The organism is Klebsiella sp. CN_Kp091 (genome assembly GCF_040065095.1).
Taxonomy (GTDB): domain Bacteria; phylum Pseudomonadota; class Gammaproteobacteria; order Enterobacterales; family Enterobacteriaceae; genus Klebsiella; species Klebsiella aerogenes.
In genome coordinates this window covers 117,337-142,156 of record NZ_JBEAIO010000011.1, presented here as the reverse complement: position 1 = coordinate 142,156, position 24,820 = coordinate 117,337, and the positions used below count along the sequence as shown (strand labels likewise).

Here is a 24,820-nt window from a genome sequence, read left to right as displayed (position 1 = left end):
TTCGGTTTGATAAATACCAGTAGGATTATCCCTGCCTGGTGAGCCCAAAGAACTCGCGGGCCGTTAACTCATCTCGTGCGATTTGCGCTTTTAGCTCATCCAGCGACGCAAAACGCTGCTCGTTACGTATTTTTTTACGCAGTATTACATCTATATGGCGACCGTAGAGGTCCATTACAACGTCCAGGAGGTGAACTTCCAGCTGCTGTCGCACGCCGGAGACCGTTGGACGCGTGCCAATGTTGGCGACGCCGGGTAATGGCTTATCGCCGAGCCCTGCCACTTCTACCGCAAAGACCCCTTTAACCGGGGAAACCTGACGACGCAGCGGTAAGTTCGCCGTCGGGAAACCTATGGTGCGCCCCAGCTCATCGCCGTGCACGACGCGGCCAGAAATGGTAAACGGATGCCCCAGCAGGTTTTCCGCCTGCGCGAGGTCATCATCGGCCAGCGCCTGACGCACCGCGGTGCTGCTGATACGTACGCCGCCTTCGCAGAAGGTTTGGGTGCTGGTGACGTCAAAACCGTACTCCGCCCCGGCCTTCTGTAATAACAAGAAATCCCCCTGACGACCAGCGCCAAAGCGGAAATCATCACCCACGGCAAGGAACTGTACGCCCAGCTGGCGCACCAGCAGCTCGCTAATAAAATCTTGCGCCGTCAGCGCTGCGAAACGCCGGTCAAAACGGACACACAGCACGTAGTCGACGCCGCTTTCCGCCAGATAGCCCAGTTTTTCACGCAGCCGCGTGATCCGCGCCGGCGCTTTATCGGCGGCAAACAGCTCCAGCGGCTGCGGCTCAAAAATCATCACCACAACCGGCAGACCGAGCCGGCGGCCCTCTGCGCGCAGGCGCTGCAGCAGCGCCTGATGCCCGCGATGCACGCCGTCGAAATTTCCAATGGTCAGCACGCACCCGTGCGGGGCCTGACTGAGATTATGTATGCCGCGTATCAGCTTCATGTCTGGCTCAAAACAGTGAAAATCGTCCGAGTATACCTTGTACAACAGGCGACGTTAACCAGCGATTGCACCTCGATTACGAAAGATCCTGCTAATTCATTCACTCAGCGTAAGAATGCAGGAAAAACTATACGCGGCCGTCGATTTTTATGGTGGAAAGACTGTATTCGACTACAACAAGCTGGTAGAATCTTGCGCCATCACTACGTAATGAAGCCTCGTTATCTTAAACGGCGCTTATTTGCACAAATCCATTGACAAAAGAAGGCTAAACGGGCATATTCCTCGGCCTTTGAATTGTCCATATAGAACACATTTGGGAGTTGGACCTTGGCTAATATCAAATCAGCTAAGAAGCGCGCCGTTCAGTCTGAAAAGGCTCGCAAGCACAACGCAAGCCGTCGCTCTATGATGCGTACTTTCATCAAGAAAGTATACGCAGCTATCGAAGCTGGCGACAAAGCTGCTGCACTGAAAGCATTTAACGAAATGCAACCAATCGTGGACCGTCAGGCTGCTAAAGGTCTGATCCACAAAAACAAAGCTGCGCGTCATAAAGCAAACCTGACTGCACAGATCAACAAACTGGCTTAATCGCCCGCTTGCTGAACTTTGTTAAAGAAACCCGCGAAAGCGGGTTTTTTTATGTCTGTTGTTTGCCGATACTTAACTTTGCGGTTGCGCAAACAGCGATGAATAATCGCGATTGCAGATACGCTGTACCGCTGGATGCTGAATCATTCGCTCGGCAAAAATAGCGTGATACTCCTCCATGACGTTCTCCATGCGGCCAATTTCGACAATCGACTCATCGGCATAGAAATCGTGAGCATAGAGGGTTGGCGCCACAAAAATGGCATTATGCGCCGCGCCGAAGGCTTTCATAAGCGCCGCATCGTCGAACTCGCCGAGAATTTCCACCTGCAGCCCCTGCGAATTAAACCAGTTCAGCAGCTTGCGCCCGAGCATTGAACGGCGACCGGGAATGAGCAGGCGACGCTCCTCAAGACAGGCGGGAAACGCTTTTTCCGGCGGCGGATTCATACACCAGAAGCTCACCCCGCACTCGCCGATTTTCACCGAAAACAGCCCCTCTTGCTGGGTCGAGTCAATCGGGCAATCCGAGATAATCATATCCAGCTTATGCTGGCTCAGTTGCTCCAGCAGCATCTCGTGGGTGGATTCAAAGCAGCGCAGGTGAATTTGCTCATCTTCTACTACCGCCGCATCCAGAACGCCGCTCACTAATCGCTTGGAAAGCGCGTCGGCGACGCCGACATCAAATAGCAGGTTCGACTCTTTGCGGTAGTTGACGATATCGAGCATCTCCTGGCTCAGGGTGAACATGCGATCCGCGTAGCGAAACACCAACTCTCCCAGCTCGCTGGGTTCCAGGCCGCGTCCTTTGCGTTTAAAGAGCTTCCCCTGTAAGCGCTCTTCCAGCGCTTTTATCTGCCCGGTGATCGTCTGCGGCGTCAAATAGAGCGCCTCGGCGGCGCCGACGACCGAGCCCTCACGGTAGACGTGCCAGAAATAGTACAGATGGTTGTAATTGATGTGTGACATACATCCCTCCCTGATATGTCCGGAAGGGCCCACAGGCCCTCCCGATGAAGTTACACGCTGTGAGTAAGATCCGTTACGCGCTTACGCAGAATCATGTAGCCGATGACGGCAGACAGGATAGACCCTATCAGAATGCCCAGCTTAGCCCAGTTGATCAATCCGGGATCCACGCTGCTAAAAGCGAGCGTGGCGATGAAAATCGACATGGTGAAGCCGATTCCGCACAGTACGCCGACCGCCATAATCTGCGGGAAGCGGGTTCCAGGCGGCAGCGAGGCCCACTTAAACTTCAGCGCCAGCCAGCAGAACAGGCTAATTCCGAGCGGCTTACCGATAAACAGTCCGGCAATGATCCCAAGCGGCAGCAGCGAGGTCAGCCCCGCGAAGGTAACGCCCTGCAGCGAAACCCCGGCATTGGCAAAAGCAAACAGCGGTAGGATAAGAAACGCGACCCACGGATGCAGCACATGCTCAAGCTGTTTCGCCGGCGATTTGCCATTCTGCTCCTTCAAAGGAATCATAAAACCGACGATAACCCCCGCCAGGGTCGCATGTACGCCGGATTTCAGTACCGCCGTCCATAGCACCGCGCCAACCAGGATATAGATACCGGTGCGCCGTACGCCGCTGAGATTGAGCGCCGCCAGTACCACAATCGCGCCAGCGGCGACCGCCAGCGATAGCACCGACAGATCGTTGGTATAAAAGAGCGCGATAATCACGATCGCCCCGAGGTCATCAATGATAGCCAGCGCCATCAGGAAAATTTTCAGCGCTGTTGGTACACGGTTGCCTAATAGCGCCAAAACGCCAAGCGCAAAGGCGATATCAGTCGCCGCCGGGATCGCCCACCCTTCCCGCGCAACGGGATCCTGGGCATTGAAAGCTAAATAGATAAGCGCCGGCACCACCATGCCACCAATCGCGGCGACCACCGGGAACACCGCCTGACGGCGGCTGGCAAGCGCCCCCTGGATCATCTCACGCTTCACTTCCAGGCCAATTAACAGGAAAAACACCGCCATTAGCGCATCGTTGATCCACAACAGCATGTTTTTGTTAATTTCCAGCGCGCCAACGCGCAGCTGCACCGGCGTCTCCAAAAAGGCATGATACAGACCACTGGTGACGCCGCTATTGGCCATAATCATCGCCAGCGCGGCGGCGCAGATTAAGATAATGCCCCCGGAAGCATCGCTACTGAAAAATCGTTGCAGATGTTTCACTTTTACTCTCACCTTGTTGGTCAATAACTCGATAAAAGTATGATACAGCCGACAACACATCGAAAAAATCAGATTTAAATTGCCATTACACTCATTTTTTCCGAGCTATCTTATCCTCTCATTAATCATAGACCACCCGTAGCAGGGTGAGCTGCTTGTCAGCATCGAGATAGCTTTTCTCTACCGTTGCGTAAGCCGAGGCCAGCGATGTCGTGATATTTTCCACGATCACATGGCGTTCGATACGATCGGCGCGCTGGCACAAAATCTCGCTACTTTCCGTTTCGTTCCAGCAGCTTTCAGTAACAACATTGCCAAAAAATTGGATATTACCGGCAGAGTGCGCCTGAACGCCGCCGATGGCGAACAGTGGAACGGCCGCCAACACTAACCATCTGTGCCTGGACTGCATACGCGAAACCCTCGTTCGGAGGAAGCAGGTAACCGGGGTCCGCGCCCCGGTCGCTGAGACTTAACCTTTAGCTTTCTGAATCGCCATCTGCAACGCATCCTGCGACGTACTGCCCGGCACGACCGAGATACGCCCGGCATCCGGGGCGGTAGCCTGTGGCATCACCACAAAAGCCGGAGTCCCGGAAAAATTCATATGTTGAGCCAGCGCCTGATTACTTAGCAGCGCGTCATGCACCGCCCCGCTCTGCTGGGCGGTTTTTACCGCCGTCATTTGCGGCTGGGTGAGATAATGCGACGCCAGCGCGTAAACCTCCTTCTCGCTTAGCCGCCCCTCCACTTTGCCGGTGGCGTACAGGGCATTATGCCAGGCCAAATACTTCGCGCCGCCATCGTTCAACCACACCTGTTCGCCGATCCTCGCCGCCAAACCTGACACCGGCCAGCGGGATGAAAAGATAGGAAACTCTTTAAAGATAAAACGCGTATCAGGATTCGATTTCACCAGCTCTTCCACCACGGGCGACATCTTGCTGCACCAGGAACACTGGTAGTCAAAAAACATCACCACCGCCGCTTTAGCATCCGCCGGGCCAACAGAGGGAGAGCTATCGCTCAGCAACTCAGAGCGATACTGCAGCGCCAGCTGCGCATAAGCCTGCTTCTGGGCCACCTGCTGACGCTGATGTAGCGTTTCGCTGGCGGCGATAAGGAATTCCGGATGATCCACCAGATACGTCGCCACCGCTTCGCCGACTTTATCCGGATGGCTGGCGATATAGGCTTCCGCGGCCGGTCCAATATCGCTGGCAACGGGTTGTGTATCCACGGCCAACGCGGAAAAAGAGATGACGCCGCCAACCGCCATACACACCGCCGATTTACAGGAAAGTTTGCGCATTATTGAGTTCTCATTATTAAGTTCAGGGGATGCCCGCAGGGGCAGAGTAAAATCGTCATCGCCGTTGCGCCGTTACCGTGACCGCCGGCATTACGCCCCCGGCATCGTTGAGGCTTTGCCAGCGCACGGCGCAGCTTTTCGCCTGCCGACACCACGATGTACGGCGGGTAGAAAACGGCGCGACCACCCCCGCGGCGTCTATAGGCTTACCGTTGACGCGGGTGGAAAAGAGGGTGATGTAGTAGGGTCCAGCATTGCGTACCGTCAGCCCATCCGCCGTTAAGTTCCAGGCCAGTTGGCGATAAGCCTGCTGCGGATCGCCGGTTAGCCCTGCAGGCCGATAAATCAGCTTTAACGCCGAGCGAAAAGCCATCTGCACGCTATTGGCGCCGGTTTTTCCCGATGGAATAGCGGCAATACTCAGGGTGAACAAACTTTCACGATCCTGCGCCAGCGCCTCGCCGCTCCACGCGACGCGCAGCGTGTTCTCCTGCCCTGCGCGTAATAAGAAGAGCGGCGGCGTGACCACGAATGGTGTTTTACGGGTCGACAAATCATCGGCGCCTGGCCAGCGTCCACCGCTCAGCACGTGGCTGTCCACCAGCCAGTCACTCTCCGAGGTGTTGCGCAGCGGAACGCTCAGCGTCGTCCGCTCAGCGTGATAAATAAAACGCGTGCCGCCAATCACCACGCCCGCATGGCCTATCCCAAAGGGCAACAGCCAGAGCCAAAACCAGCAGAAAAGTCGTCTATTCATAACTCAGCACAAAAGTCGCGGAAGCATCGGCTACACCCGGCGCCACCGGAGCGCCATCAGCCACATAGCGGGCATAAAACTGTAAACGTTCGGACGCGGCGCCCGCGGTTAGCGCAAGCACATCGCTTTGCGCCCCCGGCGCTACCTGTTGTTTGTTCTTGTCGTATAACGCAATCCCGATACCGGAGGCCGCGTTCGCCCCGCTATCCAAAGCGAAAAGATCGCCGCTTTGCGAGTCGCTGGTACCGCTAAAGCTCACCGTCACGCCGCTGGCGGTGCTGCCGCAATTTTGTAGGGTGATCGAAAATGGCTGCCACTCCGCGCCGGCCCCCGCTTGATAAAACTGGCGGTTGCTGACGGTTCCCATATCGACCTGAATATTCTCGGAATCCGGCGACAGCGTGCAGGTGTTGTCGGTAATCGTGCCCGTCACATAGACCCTACCGTCATGGGCCAGCGCGCCGTTCACCGCCAGAAGGAATCCACAGCAGAAAAACAGTGGTTTGATCATTGCCGCGCGCCTATTCATATTGCAGATCGAAATACATCACCGCCGTCGCATTTCCGGAGGTCACGGTTGGCCGAGTAGATTTGTAGCGAATATAAAACGATAAGGTGTTGCGGCCCGTTTTCAGCGGATAGACCACCGAGCTGGTGTTATTGATGCTGACGGCATCCTGATCCTCATCAAGGATCTCCACGCCAACGCCGCCTGCCAGCATTTTTTCGCTACCCATCCCGGTGTCGCTCAGCGCCAGCAGCGCCGGATTGTCGCTGTCGGCAGTGCCGGTAAACCAGATTTTGCTGCCGGTAATGCCGCGCGAGCAGTTCTTCAGGTTGATGTTGAACGGTTTAAACTTCGTCGTCGTACCGGTGGAGGGAAAATCTGCCACCGAGAACTGACCTAAATCGATACTCTGGCTAAGGCTGGAAATTTCGACATCGCAGGTTTGCGCGACAATCGTGCCGGTAAATTCCAGGTTGTAACCGCTATCGTCGGCGTAGCAGCCGTTACCGCACAGCAGGATAAGTAAGATGAAGTACTGAAACAGGCGCATTAATCGAAATCCACCCGTAAGTTAGCCAGCGCGGTAAAAGCGCCTTCCGCCGGCGTCTGGCCGGTGGTGCTGACCGGATACGCTTGCAAGGAAAGGGTCGCCTGTCCGCTTTGATCGGTAGTAAAAGGCTCGACGCTGCTGGCGTCATTGGGCGTTAATACCGTGCCATCGCTGCTTTCGACCACCACGCCAACATCAGGATTATCGGTGGCGATAGCCTGGCTTAAGTGACTATCGGCGGTGGCTATCAGCCGCAGGCTCAGGTTAACCTGTGAATCCACCCCACTGCACTTCACCGGCACGGTGAATCTTTTATTGCGGACGCCGGTTGGTTTTTCTCCGGCGCGATTGAAACCGCCGCTGTACAGCGAGCCAAAATCAACGAGGATAGTTTGCCCGGCATTAATCTCGCAGCTTTGCGGCACGGTCACGCTGCCGCTGTAGACAATGCTGTATACCACGGTACTCAGCGGATCGTTCCCGGTGGTGGTGACATAGACGTTAAACATGGTCTTCGGCTCGATATTTACCGTGCCAATAAATGGCTTCACAACCTTAAGTTGAAAAACCAGATTTGAATCATGTACCGGAAACGGTGAGCCATTGTTAACGTTGGCATCATAGCCCATATAGACATAATCCATTGGAGGATAAAACACCCCGGCCGCCGAGTCTTCGATGCGCATCGCCCCTTCAAGATAGGTGCCATCCAGCTGCATATATTTCCAGTCGCCGTTGGTTTCCACTATCGATGAAGAAGCGACATACGAACGATACGTCCGCCCGGAATCCGAAGAACCGGCGGGACAAATCGCCTGTACGTTTACATCCTGGTTTTTGCTGAGCTGCGTGGTCGAACCGGCCTGATTTTGCGCCGCCGTCAGCGTCGTCGTCAGGTCATAATCGACCGTCGCAGGCGAGCCATTGGTATTCTGGCAAACGGCCGCCAGACCACCGCGTGCCAGCAACAACCCCATTAACAGAAAAAGAAAAGAGACAAGCTTCATTTAGCGACATTCCAGATGCTGACGCGCCAGCGGTTGGCTCACGTCAGGGAGATGATAATGGGTGAGGCATTGTTGGCCTGGCCGTGGCCCCCACTGCGCTTTCAGCGTGCCCTGCGGGCTAAGACCGGAGAGATATACTTCGCCGTCGTCGCCAACGATGCCTTCTTCAGCCACGCCTGCAATAGAGACCGTGGCGCCGAACGGTAGCGGTTTTCCGTCATGGTTTAGCGTCAACAGCGCGCGCTCGCCGACCCGTGCGGTAAAGTTCGCCAGCACCATTGCTCCTTGGGTGGGAACCACATTGATCACCGCATCATCAATATCGACATCTTCTTTTAGCGAATTAACGTCCAACGCCATGCGGTTCTGGCGGTAAGTAGTGGCGTACGGCACCACCGCGTAGCCGCGGCCATCGGTGTGGATCCCCGGCTGATCTTCAATATTGACGTCGCCAGCCCCCGGCACGGCGATAAGGACATTGGTATCGCCCAACGGCTGGCTGAGGGTGAGACCATGGGCATGCGCGACCATGCCGCCGCTGAGGCCATAGTTCAGTTGCCGATAATCGCCATGATTGCTGTTGTTGTATCCGACATTCAGATTGCCCTTTGCCCCGTCGTATTCGAGGCTGGCGGAGCCGCTCGCACCAACCCCCTGATTCTGATAGCCCTGCTGCACGCTGTAGCTCAGGTTGTTTTGATCCAACAACGTGCCGCTGATACCGCTATTCTGCGTCACGCCGCCGTGCCCGTCGCTACTGGTGGAGAACGTCGCATAAACGTTATGACGCCGTTGGGTAATGTCGTCGCCGTGGCTAAGCCACTGGCTGAGCGGTAGTGAGATATTGAGCGCCAGCGTCCGATCGCGTTCCTCCTCGCCGGGGGCGCGGCTGCTGCTATATGACAGGCTCCACGAGACCCCGGCCAGCGTGTCGCTGTAGCCAATTTGCAGTAATTTATTGGTTTCATCGGTGTGCCAATAGCTCTGTTGGCTACCGGTGACGTACAGTGAGCCAAAATGACCGAACTGCTGAGAGAGGTTGATCTGTACCTTGCCGCGTTTGGTGTAATACAGGTTGTAGTCATCGCCGACATCGCGATCGCTGTCATCCTCCTGCTGGCCGCTATTGCCGGACATCTGCTTCCACGCGGTATCATCGAGCGTATAAAAACCAGAGGTCGAGTAGCGATAGCCCAACAGTTGAAAATGGGTGCCCAGGTCGTTTAACGATTTAGCATATAAAAAGCGCAGCGATTGCCCCTGGTGTTCGCTGTCATCCGCCAGCGTACTGTAGGCTTGCGTAAGATCGACGGAAATCGCCCCCCAGTCACCGAAGTTAGCTCCAGTTCCCAGCGCCAGCGCACGGTAATCGGAGGAAAACTGCGTTCCGCCGTACAGCGTAAAGCCGTGCGGCAACCCCCACATCAGGGTCGCCTGGCCGAAACTCATCTCCCGCTTCTGGCTGCTATCGCCGCGATAGCTCGCCGCGGTGGCGGCATATTTCACCCGCCCCTCGCGTTGCAGAACCGGTACGGCGGCATAGGGCACGCTATAGCTGGAGACGCTGCCGTCGGACTCCTTGATCTCAACGTTGAGATCGCCGCTGGAGGAGGTCGGATAGAGGTCGTCAATGGTGAAGGCGCCAGGCGATACATAGCGCTGGTCGATGGTGTAGCCGTTCTGGCGAATCGTCACCTGGGCATTGCTTTTGGCGATGCCGTGGATAGTCGGCGCGAAGCCTTTCATGCTGTCCGGTAGCATATTGTCATCAGACGCCAGCTGGAGCCCACGAAACGGCAGGCTATCGAAAACGCCAGAAGGGGTATAACTATCGCCCGCCGTCAATTCGCCTTTTAGCGCCGCCACATCACGCTCCACATAGGTACTGATGTGCTGCCAGTCGCTTTTATGTTGCTGATTATCGCTGTTGTAGTTCCATGTCGAGTAATCACGCAAACGCCAGGCGCCGAGATTTAATCCGCTATTGAGGCCGAGGAAGTCGTTGTCGCTATTGGTGCCGCCAGCGCTACGGTCCCGGCTATTCGCGCCGGTAAACGTATAGTTGAGCAACAATGCATTAATACCTTCATCCCAGTTTTGTGGCGGAATATAGCCCCGAGCCTGGTTGTTCAGCGCCGCCTGCGGAATGCTGATATTTAGCCGCTGCTGACTAAAGTCAAAAGCGGTAGAGGCTGCCGGGATAGCCGCCGCAAGATCGACGCAGTCGCCGGCACTGGCCTTCGCCAGCGGTGGAAAGGCGCTGAGATTCACGTTCATGCCGTTGAGCATTTCAGGCGTTACGCAGGCGCGCAGACCTGAGCCATCGGCGGCCTGATTGTTGGCGCGAAAAGCGATATCGCGCGTCGTCAATAATGCGCCATTAAGGTAGACATCGACCCGATAAACCCCCGGCGCCTGACCGTTACCCTCAAAATGCGAAAGGTCAGCGATTTTCGACGGATCGTCAGATAAAAAGGCAGGGTTAAAATAGTTTTCGGCCCAGCCGCGCGGCAGCATAAACGCATTTGCCGAGATTAGAGCCAGGCTGATAAGCGCAGGCAGTCTACCCACCGTCAACTGGCGAGCGGCGACATCGAGTTTCAACACAATCTTACTGGCTCAGACAGGTTTGCTGCGGCGTTGTGGCGCCGAAATCGTTAATCGACTGGAAAGTCACCTGTCCTGCCCCGCCGTGCAAGGTTATCTCGCTTTTCGGCGGCACCATCGCATTGGCCAATTTCTGCCCGCCAACATGAATATCAACCAGCGAAACATAATACGGTGAAGGATTGGCGATGCTCAGACGCTCGCCGGCACGCTGACAGCGTAACATCGCCGGCGCGTCTACCGAGGCAATGGGCAAATGTTTAGGGCGAATAAACAGTTTAATAACGCTTTGCGTGGCGATTTGCAGCGAATTCGCCGCCAACTTGCTTTTATTAACCGAGGGAATGGCTTTGCTGTTGAGATAAAACACGCTTTCGCGATCTTCCGGCAACGAAGGGCCAACGTACATAATACGCAGCAGGTTTTCTTTTCCCGGCTGAATGACGAACAGCGGCGGCGTCACGACAAAATCGGCGCTTCTGCCGCCATCGGCGTTCGACACCCACGACTGAATTAAAAATACATTATTGCTGGATGAGTTAATTACCGGCAGAGAGACCTGCTTATCACCCTGCGGATAAATAACCCGGGTCGAACCCAGCGCGATACCGCCAGCATGAGCCAACTGAGTCATTCCCAGCGCCGCCAGCAGCAATAACGAAAATAAAATCGGGGTAATTCGCGTACTCATTCTTTTGATAACCAGGGAGGAGATGAAATACATCCCTCCGCTGCCAGCAACGGAGGAGATGCGGATACCAATCAGGAATAGACCATGCTGAAGGTCGCGGTCGCCGCAACGTTACCTGCAGTGGCCGCGCCGGTAGCGACATAATCCACGCTCAGCGGTACGGTGTTTTCGCCATCAATCAGGGTGATGGTGCCGGAGGTATCGCCGATATTCAGAACCTGTCCATCCGGGCCGTATAACTGCAGCGCAACGTTAGTCGCCGCACCCGCGCCAGCGGTATTCGCCAGCGAACCCGCGAGCGTACTGTCCTGCTGACCATTAAAAATAACCGCCGCGTTCTGGCTGACCGTGGTGTCGCAGTCCTCCAGTTTGATTGAGAAATCTTCTTTCTGATTGGCAACCATTCCAGATGCCGTCAGTTTGCTGGTGCGAACCTGGCTCAGGATTACGGTCTGATCGATAGAGTCAGCAGAAACGGAGCATGCAGCATTCACAACCTGCCCCGTAAAATTCACCGTACCGCCGGAAACCGTCGAAGTATCCGCATTAGCTGCGCAGGTCATACCGCCCGCCGCCATGGCGGTTATTGCCATCGCTAAAAGATGTTTTTTCATAAATAACCTTTTAAATACACAAGTCGAAAATAGAATTAATAACGAATTTTAGTACCGAGCCCTCTTCACAGAGATCTCTTGCTGGTACCGGGCGCAAAAAACGTTAAAAGTTGTAGCGTACAGAAATACTATATTCAATGAATAGCAAGCCCTGCACTGATTTATAAGCGCTAATGGGAAGTAAATTTCTGCCGTTATTTAATTATTATAAATTGGCCAGGGAGTTGCAATCTACAATGGCTGTTTTTATAGGACTCATCTTAACTACATGTTTTTGCAGTAAATAATTTATTTGCTTTGTTATTTAAAGCGGCAATTAGTAAGCCAACGGTAGTTTCTTAACCCCTAACAAACGCCCACCATCTATATTGATATAACCGCCCTTCCTCAATTCAGAAAGTAACTTCATGGTACGGCTTCGTGATATTCCGGTTCGTCGTTGAATAAAATTCAGGACATTAATGCTCTGGCGATATTCGTCGCTGTAGGCGGCAATTTCGATTAATAACGCACGAACCTTGAGATAAGAGTCAACGCCAACCAGTTCCCGATCGCGAACGTTCATCACCATCAGACGATAGGCGAGAAAACGAGCCACATCGTGCCAAAGATTGCATTCGTCCGTCACCTTAATAAAATCCGCTAGCGAAACCGCGCGACCACAGCATTCTGTTTCCGCAATCAAAAAATGTTCCGGGCGAGTGGGAACATCGTAAGTCAGACCGTAGCTATCAATCAGTCCTGCGATTGACGGGGCAAAAACCGACAACACATTCAGCCCTCTGTCGCTGCGGCAAATTGAGAAGATACCGGACTCCAGCAACACAATGCGGCTACTTTGTTTCGTATACAGCGAAAACTCTTCACCCGGTTGCACGACGAAAGGTTTGCCGAAGGGCAAGAGTGCAGAAAATAAAGCATCAATCGCCGCATGAGGTTTAGCCTGCTGGGAGAAAATATATGAGTGCAAGGCATTCTCATTATCATTTTCGAAACCATTTAATTTCATTATATCTTCATTAAAAATCCATAATCATATGAGAAATAAAGATATACGCACATTAGTTAGCCTGCAATTAATAATAAATAAATACTAAATATAGAATAAATGTATAATGAAAGCACAAATAATCAATCATTAATCAAATAAGATAATCCTCAAACAAATAACCAACAAAGATCTCAAAATATTATTAAGCATTTTTAACATTACACACTATAACAAATGAAATTATTTCTTATGATATAACAAGAAAGAGAAAAGGCGGCGATCCAGAATAGTACCTCCACTGAATCACCGCCTTTACGCTACATGAAATAAAGATCAATTAACTAAAATATCGCGGGGCCGCGTAGTACTCCGCCATTTTCTCCGCCAGCCAACCGCCATCTTCACCGTTGGAATGAATAGTGGTGATACTGACCGTCGAACCGCCGCCCCACAGCACGGCAAAAACGTTATAGTCCGGCAGATTTAGCGCCTGCATCTGGCTCCAATCGTATCCCTCATCCTGGCGCAGAAAATCTCCCACCGTCGCAACACCATACGTCGTGCTGTTCACCGCGGTATTTAACAGCGCCGGGGTAATGGCGTTGATATCGCTGCCAATCCGCGAGTCCCCCATGAAGAACGTACCGCCGGATGCAAAATGCGCCGCAGCGATTTTACTGGTCCCTTCCGCAACCGTCGGCATATGGCCGCCGGGTATCTGCCACAGCATCGCCGGTTTTTGCAACGCTCTGGCGGCCTCCTTCACCATGCCCAGATAGTTAAACCAGCAGCTGGCGTTCCAGCCGTAGTGGGCCAGGGCATCCGGGCTGAAGCAGTCGCGTTCGAATTTATCAAATGCGATAAAGTCTGGCGCATAATCGCCGCTGTATACACCCAGTTCATTAATGAATTCAGCAATCGCCGCCCCTTGTTCACGCGGTGCGGCGTTGGCGCGCAGCAGCCAATCTGCCGTGCCCGTCGCCCAAACGTTGGTCTGCCAGCCAAAAGCGATATCAGGCGCGAACTGGCGAACGATATAGTTAATCGCCTGTACGTAGCCATACAAATCGTTGCTGAAGGTCGGCAGCGTCGGCGCGCTGAAACCTGGAATCGCAGGGAGCGCATTGATCGCCGCCGCCAGTTGTACATTCACCTGCACGCTATTGGCTTTACGCAACGCGGTATAGCCATAAGGCTCCTGCTGCATAGCGCCCAGGAAGTCCGGATTCAGGACGAAGGTTGCCGGAACCAGATGCTGGTCATCTTTCCAGGATTGTGCCGCCAGACACTGGGTAATGAAGTTACCAAAGTGGTTGCGTAAACGCTGCTCATCCTGCAGATCCGATACCGCACTGCCGCCGCTGGCATTGGCGGTATAGACCACCATCACCGGCATCACCGCGCGACCCGCTTCGGCTTCTATCTCGCGAACCAGCGGCACGGTTTTGTGGATCGGTAGCGAAGCATAATCCAGGAAACCATCGCCATTGCTGTCCACTTCCGCCGCCGGAATCGGATCGCCGCCGCCATCAAAACCATCGTATTTAAACAGCGCGCTGCAAGGCACATTGCGATACAGATCGGTCGTCTCTGCCGCATTCACCGTCACGCCGCCGTGCGCCAGATAATTCGGCCAGCCTTTTACCTGCAGCGGAACGCCCTGGATAAACTCAAGCGCGACGTTATTGACGCTTTGTAGTAAACGCAATGGCGCGCTGATGTCGCAACGCCAAGGCGTACCGGCGATATATACATCCGCTACCTGTACGCTATATTCCCCGGCAGATAAACGCAGCGGCAGCTTCTGCTGACGAGTATCGCTTTCCAGCACGAAACTATACTGATAGCCGCCGCAGCAGAAACGATAGCGCTGCGCGGCCGTCCCCTGTGGTAAGCCTAAGACCGTTACCGCGACCTCAACAAAGGCATCGCTCGCAACGGGCGTTTTTTGTAATGCTACGTTCACCTGCATCGTCATGCCGACCTTCGGCACAATGGTTGCAGGCTGCGCTGCGGTCGTGAGCAACTGGTTGTTCATGGTCGTCGGCTGCAGGCAGATAGCATATTGATGATTCGCCAGGAGCTGGGTAACGCGCTGCGGTTGATTCGCCATCAGCGTCAGTGTTCTTTCGCACACGCCCGCCTCCGACCATAGCTCAACAACGACTTCCGCGCCTTCCAGTTCATCGTCCGCCAGCAGCAACTCGATCGCGGCAAAGGTCACCGCTGGCTGATAAGCAATCTGACAGCGCTCAACGGCGTTACCTGAAGCAAGTTCCAGCGTATAGCTTTCTGTCACGGGCGAAATTCTCATCTCGTCGTTACACAGTTCCAGTACCGTAATACCGTAGCTGCCGGCGCTCAGATCGCCGATGGTTAGCGTCGCGCCCCATTCCCCGGCGAAGCGCTGCTGACGGCCATCAGAGTACCGCAGCTCAATTTCCGGCTTCAGCGAGGTGCTCTGCGCCTGCGCCGGGAATTGAACAATAATTTGTCCCTGGCGTCCCGGGTCATGCGCCAGCGTCGCCGTCAGGTCATTCAGCACGACGGGCGTTTGTGTGGCCGAAAGATAAAACTCCAGTACCGCCGATTTGCCAGCAGCCAACAGATACTCGCCGTCGTTATTGATGGTGATGGTATTTTTTTCTGTCGGCCAGCCACCGTCGCTGGCCAGCGTTACCGCCTGGTTACCCAGCATGGTACCGCTAAATGGGCTGTACGGATCGGGATGCGCTGTCGCGGTGAAGCCTAATTTCAGCTGATTAATATCGACAGACTGCGAATACTGATTCGTCAACGTCAGGGCCATGCGTTGATACCAGCTGGACGCGTTCACCTCTCCGGAAACCAGGGTCAGTCCTGTACCGGTAATCGCGTCGGCGGCGGGCGTTTCAGGTTCTGGTTCAACCTCATCAGCTGAATCATCCGCAGGCGTTTCAGATTCTGGTTCAGCCTCATCAGCTGAATCATCGGCGGGCGCTTCAGGGACTGGTTCAAGCTCATCAGCTGAATCATCGGCGGGCGCTTCAGGGACTGGTTCAAGCTCATCAGCGGCGTCATCGCTATCGGAAGCCGCCAGAGTCAGAGCGAAGGTAGATAATTTTACCGGTACCTGGGTGGCCGCCAGGCTAAAGAATAGAGTACCGCTTTCCCCAGCCAGCAGTAGCAGCTCGCTGCTGTTGTTTATAATGATTTCATTGAATTCCAGGGTTCCCTGGGCGGTGTCACGCAACGTTAATGAACGATCCCCTTTCAGCGTGCCTCCCGTATTCCCCCACGGATCCGGATGTCCGGAAGCGGTAAAGCTAATCGCCGCCTGGTTCAGATCAACAGTTCGATTACTTTCGTTTGTGAAGGTTAACGTGACTTTCTGGTACCAACTATTCACATCAATCTGGCTATTTTTAATTACAACGGTCATCAACTCGATTCCTCATTCCCTGGTGGAAAAAAGCCCCGGTAAACCGGGGCTTTGCTATAGAGCCCAATACGCCATTAAAAGAGAGATGTATTAGTAGGCGCCTAAGTCAGTCCATGTGCCGCTCTGACCGCAGTTCAGGTCAGGCTGTTCGCCCTGGGACCACCATTTCACCTGGTAGTTGTGACCATTCCAGCTAACAATTTCGAAGGTACCCCAGATTGCGCCATAAACAGCGTTAGCATCCCACAGCGCATATGGAGCATCATGCTCAGCCGCCTCATCGGAAGAGGAGTCATCTTCAGCCGGTTTGGTATCCTCGTCGGGAACCGGAATCACGTCGGTTTCATCTTCTTCATCAGCCGGTGTTGGTTCAACCTGGGCAGCAGCCGGAACCACAGTCAGTACAAAACGCTGTTGAGTTGAAGGTTCGTTGTAGCAGTCACGTACGAAAAGAGTGAACTGGAACGCCGTCTTCGCACTTACCTCAGGCACGACGAACTCAATCACTTCCGCCGTTTTATCCGCGACGTTAATTTCAGACGGTACGCCCCAGCTAAAGGTCAACTCGTCTTTATCTTCATCGGAAGAACCGGCGCCGGACAGCTGAACGGTAGAACCGCCCACTACCAGCAGCTCAATAGCCGCTTTCGGCGCATGGTTGACGTCCGTTTTCTTATCGTCTTCAGCAGATTCATCTTTTTCAACGTTGATGCCGTCGAAGTAGAACGGGTCCATATCGATAGTTTCTGACTCAATTTCATAACCCAGCCCTTCACGCGCCGCATTGACCAACACGCCGTTGTCCTGGTCGATAGTCCAGGTGAACATGCCGCCCAGACCCAGCTTCGCCGCGTATTCGCCTTTGGCTTTCACGGTGCGCGGCGTATCCAGCGACATAAACAGTTTGGATTCCGGGTTGTAGAGATAGTCAGCGTCAGCAACCTGATCGGTATAAACGTTGAAGCCGTTACGGCCCTTCTGGTTTTCCAGATCCAGGTAGTTGTAGATCACGTCATACCATTCATTAGTGCCGGACTCGAAAGTACCCGTGGTATCCCCGTTACCCGGGTTATAGGTACCTTTCAGCGGAGACAGCGACTCCAGCTCAACGTTACGGCCGTTACGGGTATAGCCGGCATAACCAATGTTGATATTTTCGGCCGGGAAACCTTCAGACAGCAGATGTTCCACAATAGTGTTTACACCCCAGCCGCCCTCTTCCAGCGCCTTCAGGTTAGTGTGATGAGCAACGGTTTCCGCCCACGGGGTGCCGAAGAAGTCATAGGTCATCAGGTTGATGCCGTACAGGCCAGCTTTAATCAGCGCTTTGACGTTGGAATAATCGAAAGTCTTCACCACCGCGGAGCTGGCAATGGAGATTTTCACGTTGCTCAGGTTGGCGGAATCCAGCTGCTTACGCAGTTCGCCAATCAGCAGGGCGTAGTTTTCGCCATCTTCCGGGCCGCAAGGGTTGCCCGCGCCTTCGGCATTCGGGTATTCCCAGTCGATATCCACTTCGCTGAACATCGGGAACTGTTTGAACAGCTTCACCACGCCTTTAGCGAAGGTTTTACGTGCGGAATCAGATGCCGCGGTTTCATGGAAGCCGTTACTCATGGTCCAGCCGCCGATGCTCATGGACAGCACCAGGTTGTGGCCCTGCTGTTTGGCTTTCGCCTGCAGGTCACGCAGGCCGCCGAGCAGGCCTTTGGTATTCTCCTGGGTTACGGTTTTCGGATCGACATCCCAGCCGCTGACGCTGTGACCAACGTTAATGTAGGACTGGAAGTCACCCCACGGATCCAGGAAGGTTGGTTCATATTTGACTTTGCCGCACTTCTCAGCGCCTTCGGCCACCACGTCGCGATACTGGCCATCAATTTTATGGAAACCAGTCACGCCAACGAAGCCGACAATAATTTTATCGTAAGCGGTCGGTGAGATATTGGTCAGGTCATAGCCGCGACCGCGGTTATCTTTAGAGTCATCCCCTTCCAGACGACCATCATACTGAGACCAGTCGGTATAATAGCCAAATACCTTCGGCTTCGTGGTTGCTGCTTTATATTTGTTATAGACCGGCTTTGCGACACGCGCTGAAGTATAGCTATAGTTGCTAACTTCAGTTGCTGGATTAAAACCATCAGCGGCGTTGCTGGTTTCGGTAAGAGTATCGCCTTTAATCAGTTTGCTGGTAGCCATTTTAAATTTCCTTTTAAGTTTAAAAATTATCGCAGTTCGTTCTGCGAGACCAATAATCCATGACTCATGAAAAATTGGCTAATCACAAAGCATCAGCAATTAATCAACGCCAAATAATTATTTCACTGAGACCTCAATGAGGAACATCAGCACGACATCATCGGGTCAGAGAGGCCATCAAACCCACCTGAAGGATAAAAAACAAACAGCATATTAAATATAATTTAGGTAGTAATTAATTGTCATTTAACTTACATGAGATTATGTGACAGAGGTCTCCCCAACAAACAACACTACAATAAAACCGATGACAAAAAATGGATTAAGCCATTTCTTGTGCAATATATTCATCGACGACAATCAGGATGTGCAAATCTAAAGGAAGACGTTATGAAAACTTATCTCATCAATAACAACTGCATCTACAACGAACAGAAATATGAACTAAGAACGAGCTCAAATTCGCAAGTTATTCGAATGACGGCAATGCGTTCTAAATGTCTTAGTTTCATTATTGAAAACGCTCATCTGGAGATTATCGAACGGCAGAAAATCACCAATGAGTTATGGGGTAGCAGAAGTCATTTTGTGAATGATGCCAATCTAACGCAGATACTGTATTTAATCAGACGAGATCTCAAAGCACTCGGTATAAACGATCTTTTCATTACCATCCCGCGCCAGGGGCTGCAGGTCAACAAAGACATTACCATTGAAAAAGTCGAACCCAGGAAACCAAAAGTCAGAAAGCAGTTTTTCCGTAAAACGCTGGCGGCGCTAACCACCGTCTTTTCCGTCACGCTAGGTACAATGATGTACATGCATATTCATTAATTCAGGGAGAATAAAATGAATCCAATTATTGATGGAATCCTCGGACTGGAAGGCGGCTATAGCGCCAATCCTAAGGATAAAGGCGGCGAGACTAACTGGGGCATCACAGAAGCAACGGCGCGAGCGCACGGTTACCAGGGAAAGATGAGCGAACTTTCTCACAACGAGGCCTATGCGATTCTGGAGACCGATTACTGGATCAAACCCGGCTTTGAGCAGGTATCGCAACTCTCCTGGTCAGTAGCATTTGAGCTGTGCGACGCGGCAGTGAATATTGGTCCTCACCACCCCTGTATGTGGCTACAGCGCTGGCTTAACGTGATGAATCGCGAGCAGCAATACTACCCGGATATAAAAACAGATGGCAACATTGGCCCGCGAACCCTGAATGCGCTGAATTGCTATTTAACGCGACGAGGTAAAGAAGGAGAACAGGTGTTAGTCAAAGCGCTAAACTGCAGCCAGGGGGCTTATTACCTGGAGATCAGCGAGAATCATCGACAAAATGAAGAGTTCATTTACGGCTGGCTTAAAAACCGGGTGACATAGTTGAGGCGCACTAATCTGTAATAAAAGACTCAAGGATGAGCCTTTTATTACGTAGTAATACTACTTGAGCTTAGTACCACCAAGCGTATTTTTTACTTTCTCACCCAGTATTTTTAAAATTGGACCGGCAAAAACACCGCCTAATCCTGCGGCTAACAGCACCATATTAAAGCTAAATCCTTTTTCGATAGCGATAGCGCTAAGGAGAAAACTGGTAAAACAAGATATCACTACCTGGGTCAGGCAGTTCATAATTCCCTGATGCGCTTCGCCACTGTCTTCCTTATTTTTACGGAGAAGGAAACTGACGAACCCCCCCCAGGCGCCGATAGAAATAATGGTCAGAAGTATCTCTACTTCCAGTAATACAACTTCCGTTGTTTCTAAATGATTAGGTATAGACATAATCGCTCCTGCATAACTAAAGTAAAAAAAGATTCATCAGGAGTGTAAGTGGCGTAACTGGGGAAAGGTAATCAAAGAATATCAAGACTAACCACATCATATTAATGACGGTAAGATGATGGAACTTACCGTCTGAATGATGACAGCGTATGTAACATGGAAACTGTTTCATTTATCGCTGATATATTTCTACTATTTTTGTTCCATGAAGCATAAACCTGCACGGACTTAAACATCAATTCAGGTGGTGGTTGGATAAAATTTATATCGTATTTACGCTGATTTTTATAAAATAGCGCCAGCTTTAAAGGCAATAATGCAATCAACGCGGTTCTTTCTACCATGCCAACCAGTCCGGTGATAGAATCGCTGCAATAGCCCATGGTACGTGAACCGTCATAATAAACATCATCTTTAAATAATCCGTTATCAGTGATGATGGAAGGAGAAGAAATGCCGGGTTGATACATGGCATGGCGGGAAGAGTAGAACTGATGTAAAGAAAGCTGCGACAGTTCGCTGAACAAATGACCCTTGGCACAAATACAGACGAAATTTCTGAAGCTATCAATCATTTGATTATCGAGCCCAGGTTCAACCAACGGCTCAGAACCAATCGATAAATCGCATTGTGCCGTCAGTAGAAGCTCTTTAGCTTTATCGCGGCTAATATTGCGGGATGAAAAATGATTGATCACGCCCTGTTCAAAAAGCGCGCTGCCGTACAGTTGGGAAAGGTAATAACTTTCGATGAAGTCGCTACCAAGGATCGTAATCCGGGTATCATCATCCTTGTTTTCTGTCAGAAAGGTATTATCGACAAGCAACATGGCCTGACGAAAACTATGGTGGATCTCGAGTGCTTTCGCTGTTGGCAGTAAACCATCTTTACTTCTGACAAACAGCTCCTGATGATAGAAGTTTTGTAGTCGTCTTAATGCCAGAGAGACCGCGGCAGGAGTAATGGCCAATTTTTTCGCCGCCTTCGCGGCATTACCTGCCGAAATGACAGCGTCAAGAACCTTGATTAAATTATAATCAAAGCCCTTATTGGCACCTTTCGATCCCATCCACTGTCAGCCTCTTTTATCGAAAAAAGCAATATAGATAATACTCAAAATAAATCAAACCCGGACATGCTAAACAAAGTATAGCGTCTCTATTCAAGGCTGAGGCTAGGGCAGAAAAAAGCCTGAACAGGATGTTCAGGCTTGTGCTAATAACGTAATTTAACGCAATTAACGCGTTAAATCATCGAAGAATTTTTTTACGCCATCGAAGAAGCTTTTGGAACGCGGGCTGTTTTTCTCACCCGTCGGACCACCGAAAGTTTCCTGCAGCTCTTTCAACAATTGCTTCTGCTTATCGTTAAGACCCACCGGCGTTTCCACCACCACGCGACACAGCAGATCGCCCTGAGCGCCGCCGCGTACGGACTTCACGCCCTTGCCGCGCATGCGGAACAGTTTGCCGGTTTGCGTTTCGCCAGGCACTTTCAGGTTAACGCGGCCATCCAGCGTCGGTACTTCAATCTCGCCGCCAAGCGCAGCCATGGTGAAGTTGATCGGTACTTCGCAGTACAGATTATTCCCTTCACGCTCGAAGATCGCGTGCTGTTTGACCTGAACCTGAACGTACAGATCGCCCGCCGGAGCGCCATGCTCGCCGGCTTCACCTTCGCCAGCCAGACGAATGCGATCGCCGGTATCGACGCCAGCCGGGATTTTCACCGACAGTGTTTTGGTTTTTTCAACGCGACCGTGACCGTGACACTTGTTGCATGGATCTTTGATAAGCGTACCGCGCCCCTGACAGTGCGGACAGGTTTGCTGAACGGCAAAGAATCCCTGGCGCATCTGAACCTGACCGGAACCATGACAGGTCGGACAGGTCTGCGGCTGAGTACCGGATTTGGCGCCGCTGCCGTGGCAAACATCGCACTCTTCCAGCGTCGGGATGCGGATTTCTTTAGTGACGCCACGGACCGCTTCTTCCAGCGTTAATTCCATGTTGTAACGTAAATCTGCGCCGCGCGCCGCGCGTTGACGGCCACGACCGCCGCCGAAGATATCGCCGAACACGTCGCCAAAGATATCGCTGAAATCCGCGCCGCCGCCGAAGCCGCCGCCGAAACCGCCGCCGCCCATGCCGCCTTGTTCAAACGCGGCGTGGCCGTACTGATCGTAGGCTGCACGTTTCTGGGCATCAGTCAGGACTTCATACGCTTCTTTGATTTCTTTAAATTTGGCTTCGGCCTCTTTGTCACCCTGGTTACGGTCCGGGTGATACTTCATGGCCAGGCGCTTATACGCCTTTTTGATTTCACGCTCTTCCGCTGTTTTGGAAACGCCCAAAATCTCGTAATAATCTTGCTTTGCCATTGGTGTTTTTCAGCCCCTTAACATGCGTGCACGGGCGGAGAGGAAACCTCTTCGCCCGTGCCAGTATTTTACCCGTTCAAAGGGCGATTATTTTTTGTCTTTCACTTCTTCGAACTCAGCGTCGACAACATCGTCGTCCTTCGCGCTGTTCTCTTGAGCGTCAGCGCCGCCAGCCTGCTGCTGAGCGTGCTGCTGCTGAGCGATTTCCATCAGCTTCTGGGAAGCCTGGGCCAGCGCCTGCATCTTCGCTTCGATGTCCGCTTTGTCTTCACCTTTCAGGGAAGCTTCCAGTGCGGTCAGCGCAGACTCGATTGCAGTTTTGTCATCAGCCGGCAGTTTGTCGCCTGCTTCTTCAACCTGCTTACGAGTGCTGTGCAGCAGATGGTCGCCCTGGTTACGGGTCTGAACCAGCTCTTCGAACTTACGGTCAGATTCAGCGTTAGCTTCCGCTTCGCGAACCATTTTCTGAATTTCTTCTTCATTCAGACCGGAAGAAGCCTTGATGGTGATCTTCTGCTCTTTACCGCTGTTTTTATCTTTCGCGGAAACGTGCAGGATACCGTCAGCATCGATATCGAAGGTTACTTCGATCTGCGGCATACCGCGCGGCGCTGGGTTAATACCATCCAGGTTGAACTGACCCAGAGATTTGTTATCAGAAGCGCGTTTACGCTCACCCTGCAGCACATGGATGGTTACCGCGGACTGGTTGTCTTCCGCAGTAGAGAACACCTGGCTGTGCTTGGTCGGGATCGTGGTGTTTTTGCTGATAAGCGCGGTCATCACGCCGCCCATGGTTTCGATACCCAGCGACAGCGGGGTAACGTCCAGCAGCAGAACGTCTTTAACTTCACCAGTCAGTACACCACCCTGAACCGCTGCGCCGATAGCCACAGCTTCATCCGGGTTAACGTCTTTACGCGGTTCTTTACCAAAGAACTCAGCAACTTTCTTCTGCACCATCGGCATACGAGTCTGACCACCAACGAGGATCACGTCGTTGATATCGGAAACGGACAGACCGGCATCCTGCAGGGCAACTTTCAGCGGCTCGATGGAACGGTTAACCAGATCTTCAACCAGGCTTTCCAGTTTCGCGCGAGTCACTTTAATGTTCATGTGTTTCGGACCGGTCGCGTCTGCGGTGATATACGGCAGGTTAACGTCGGTCTGCTGAGCGGAAGACAGCTCAATTTTCGCTTTTTCTGCGGCTTCTTTCAGACGCTGCATCGCCAGCGGGTCGTTGCGCAGGTCAATACCCTGCTCTTTCTTAAACTCGTCAACGAGGTAGTTGATCAGACGAGTATCGAAGTCTTCACCACCCAGGTGGGTATCACCGTTGGTTGCCAGAACTTCGAAGGTTTTTTCGCCGTCAACTTCGTCGATTTCGATAATAGAGATATCGAAGGTACCACCACCGAGGTCGTATACCGCGATAGTGCGGTTGCCGACTTCTTTATCCAGACCGTAAGCCAGCGCAGCGGCAGTCGGTTCGTTGATGATACGTTTGACTTCCAGACCCGCGATACGACCGGCATCTTTGGTTGCCTGACGCTGAGCATCGTTGAAGTACGCAGGTACGGTGATAACAGCTTCAGTTACCGGCTCACCCAGATAATCTTCGGCGGTTTTCTTCATTTTTTTCAGCACTTCAGCAGAAATCTGCGGCGGCGCGGTTTTGGTGCCTTTCACATCAAGCCAGGCGTCGCCATTATCTGCGGCAACGATTTTGTACGGCATGATGGAAACGTCACGCTGAACTTCTTCATCCTGGAAGCGGCGACCAATCAGGCGTTTAATCGCAAACAGGGTGTTTTGCGGGTTTGTCACTGCCTGACGTTTAGCCGGCTGACCAACCAGAGTTTCACCATCCTGGGTATAGGCAATAATAGAAGGCGTGGTGCGATCGCCTTCGGCGTTCTCCAGCACGCGAGCGGTAGTGCCATCCATAATCGCTACACAAGAGTTGGTAGTACCCAGGTCGATACCAATAATTTTACCCATCTAAACGTCTCCACTAAAAATTCGATCAACATGTGGTTGTGAACCTGTAATAAGGGCGAAACGTGCGGTTTCAACTGCCCTGACATCATTTTTTTTCAGGTTCTTCACTGCGGTTGACTACAAGATGGGGTCGCCCTGGTTTTCATCAAGGGGCAAGCCAAAAAAAATTTTTATGGCAAAACACAGACGCGAGAGTAAACAACACGCCAGCCGGGCAAAATAGTCGCCATA

Annotated in this window: 22 protein-coding genes; 3 read left to right on the top strand and 19 right to left on the bottom strand. The window is 52.5% G+C overall.

Annotated elements, in window-relative coordinates; translation table 11 throughout:
* Positions 1-25 precede the first annotated feature (25 nt).
* The gene (gene ribF / locus ABLV17_RS11400; RefSeq protein WP_087858180.1) at positions 26-964 is read right to left on the bottom strand and encodes a bifunctional riboflavin kinase/FAD synthetase; all 939 of its coding nucleotides are present in this window, start codon (positions 962-964) and stop codon (positions 26-28) included.
* Positions 965-1,294: 330 nt separating this feature from the next.
* Here ribF and rpsT point away from each other — a divergent pair, with 330 nt between their 5' ends.
* Positions 1,295-1,558, top strand: a complete 264-nt coding sequence (rpsT, locus tag ABLV17_RS11395) for a 30S ribosomal protein S20 (protein ID WP_001518655.1) — start codon at positions 1,295-1,297, stop codon at positions 1,556-1,558.
* A 72-nt stretch (positions 1,559-1,630) separates the two neighbouring features.
* Here the strand turns inward: rpsT and nhaR are convergent, their stop codons facing one another.
* The 14 genes from nhaR to ABLV17_RS11325 all read right to left on the bottom strand — a co-directional run bounded on the left by nhaR (position 1,631) and on the right by ABLV17_RS11325 (position 18,416).
* Complete coding sequence (gene nhaR, locus ABLV17_RS11390) at positions 1,631-2,530, bottom strand: transcriptional activator NhaR (protein WP_045395806.1); 900 nt, start codon at positions 2,528-2,530, stop codon at positions 1,631-1,633.
* Positions 2,531-2,580: 50 nt separating this feature from the next.
* Positions 2,581-3,756, bottom strand: coding sequence for a Na+/H+ antiporter NhaA (nhaA, locus tag ABLV17_RS11385; RefSeq protein WP_087858182.1), 1,176 nt, complete (start codon positions 3,754-3,756; stop codon positions 2,581-2,583).
* Positions 3,757-3,877: 121 nt separating this feature from the next.
* The gene (locus tag ABLV17_RS11380; RefSeq protein WP_087858183.1) at positions 3,878-4,168 is read right to left on the bottom strand and encodes a hypothetical protein; all 291 of its coding nucleotides are present in this window, start codon (positions 4,166-4,168) and stop codon (positions 3,878-3,880) included.
* Positions 4,169-4,228: 60 nt separating this feature from the next.
* Entirely contained in the window at positions 4,229-5,068 is an 840-nt protein-coding gene (locus ABLV17_RS11375) for a DsbA family protein (RefSeq protein ID WP_271031578.1), read from the bottom strand.
* Between the two features lie 55 nt (positions 5,069-5,123).
* On the bottom strand, positions 5,124-5,825 hold the full coding sequence (locus ABLV17_RS11370; RefSeq protein ID WP_087858185.1) for a pili/flagellar-assembly chaperone: 702 nt from the start codon (positions 5,823-5,825) through the stop codon (positions 5,124-5,126).
* Complete coding sequence (locus ABLV17_RS11365) at positions 5,818-6,336, bottom strand: fimbrial protein BcfF (protein ID WP_087858280.1); 519 nt, start codon at positions 6,334-6,336, stop codon at positions 5,818-5,820. Before ABLV17_RS11365 ends, ABLV17_RS11370 begins: the two co-directional genes overlap by 8 nt.
* Positions 6,337-6,346: 10 nt before the next feature.
* Positions 6,347-6,883, bottom strand: coding sequence for a fimbrial protein BcfE (locus tag ABLV17_RS11360; protein ID WP_113374567.1), 537 nt, complete (start codon positions 6,881-6,883; stop codon positions 6,347-6,349).
* Positions 6,883-7,890: a fimbrial protein BcfD gene (locus ABLV17_RS11355; protein WP_348854266.1), complete on the bottom strand. Its 1,008-nt coding sequence runs from the start codon at positions 7,888-7,890 to the stop codon at positions 6,883-6,885. The genes ABLV17_RS11360 and ABLV17_RS11355 overlap by 1 nt, the downstream gene beginning before the upstream one ends.
* Positions 7,891-10,452, bottom strand: coding sequence for a fimbrial biogenesis usher protein (locus ABLV17_RS11350; RefSeq protein ID WP_113374578.1), 2,562 nt, complete (start codon positions 10,450-10,452; stop codon positions 7,891-7,893).
* Between the two features lie 49 nt (positions 10,453-10,501).
* Entirely contained in the window at positions 10,502-11,188 is a 687-nt protein-coding gene (locus tag ABLV17_RS11345) for a fimbria/pilus periplasmic chaperone (RefSeq protein WP_183269095.1), read from the bottom strand.
* A gap of 71 nt (positions 11,189-11,259) precedes the next feature.
* Positions 11,260-11,802 carry a fimbrial protein BcfA gene (locus tag ABLV17_RS11340; protein ID WP_087858189.1) on the bottom strand — a complete coding sequence of 181 codons (543 nt, stop codon included), beginning with the start codon at positions 11,800-11,802 and terminating at the stop codon, positions 11,260-11,262.
* Positions 11,803-12,118: 316 nt separating this feature from the next.
* The gene (locus tag ABLV17_RS11335; protein ID WP_087858190.1) at positions 12,119-12,811 is read right to left on the bottom strand and encodes a winged helix-turn-helix transcriptional regulator; all 693 of its coding nucleotides are present in this window, start codon (positions 12,809-12,811) and stop codon (positions 12,119-12,121) included.
* Between the two features lie 319 nt (positions 12,812-13,130).
* A complete protein-coding gene (locus tag ABLV17_RS11330; RefSeq protein ID WP_308958257.1) occupies positions 13,131-16,214 on the bottom strand; it encodes a chitinase in 3,084 nt (1,027 codons plus the stop codon).
* 90 nt (positions 16,215-16,304) lie between these two features.
* Complete coding sequence (locus tag ABLV17_RS11325) at positions 16,305-18,416, bottom strand: glycosyl hydrolase family 18 protein (protein WP_308958256.1); 2,112 nt, start codon at positions 18,414-18,416, stop codon at positions 16,305-16,307.
* A 390-nt stretch (positions 18,417-18,806) separates the two neighbouring features.
* Between ABLV17_RS11325 and ABLV17_RS11320 the strand changes: the two genes are divergently transcribed.
* Both ABLV17_RS11320 and ABLV17_RS11315 read left to right on the top strand, forming a co-directional pair.
* Positions 18,807-19,250 carry a transcriptional regulator gene (locus ABLV17_RS11320; protein WP_087858193.1) on the top strand — a complete coding sequence of 148 codons (444 nt, stop codon included), beginning with the start codon at positions 18,807-18,809 and terminating at the stop codon, positions 19,248-19,250.
* Between the two features lie 15 nt (positions 19,251-19,265).
* Entirely contained in the window at positions 19,266-19,799 is a 534-nt protein-coding gene (locus ABLV17_RS11315) for a glycoside hydrolase family 108 protein (protein WP_087858194.1), read from the top strand.
* Positions 19,800-19,859: 60 nt separating this feature from the next.
* On the opposite strand, the gene ABLV17_RS11310 is transcribed toward ABLV17_RS11315, so the two are convergent.
* The 4 genes from ABLV17_RS11310 to dnaK all read right to left on the bottom strand — a co-directional run bounded on the left by ABLV17_RS11310 (position 19,860) and on the right by dnaK (position 24,589).
* Positions 19,860-20,204 (bottom strand): phage holin family protein, encoded by a 345-nt coding sequence (locus ABLV17_RS11310; RefSeq protein WP_087858195.1) that lies wholly within the window; start codon positions 20,202-20,204, stop codon positions 19,860-19,862.
* 125 nt (positions 20,205-20,329) lie between these two features.
* On the bottom strand, positions 20,330-21,274 hold the full coding sequence (locus ABLV17_RS11305) for a LysR family transcriptional regulator (protein WP_087858196.1): 945 nt from the start codon (positions 21,272-21,274) through the stop codon (positions 20,330-20,332).
* A 168-nt stretch (positions 21,275-21,442) separates the two neighbouring features.
* Positions 21,443-22,585: a molecular chaperone DnaJ gene (gene dnaJ / locus ABLV17_RS11300; RefSeq protein ID WP_020079653.1), complete on the bottom strand. Its 1,143-nt coding sequence runs from the start codon at positions 22,583-22,585 to the stop codon at positions 21,443-21,445.
* A gap of 87 nt (positions 22,586-22,672) precedes the next feature.
* Positions 22,673-24,589 (bottom strand): molecular chaperone DnaK, encoded by a 1,917-nt coding sequence (gene dnaK / locus ABLV17_RS11295; protein ID WP_045395850.1) that lies wholly within the window; start codon positions 24,587-24,589, stop codon positions 22,673-22,675.
* Positions 24,590-24,820: the final 231 nt, after the last annotated feature.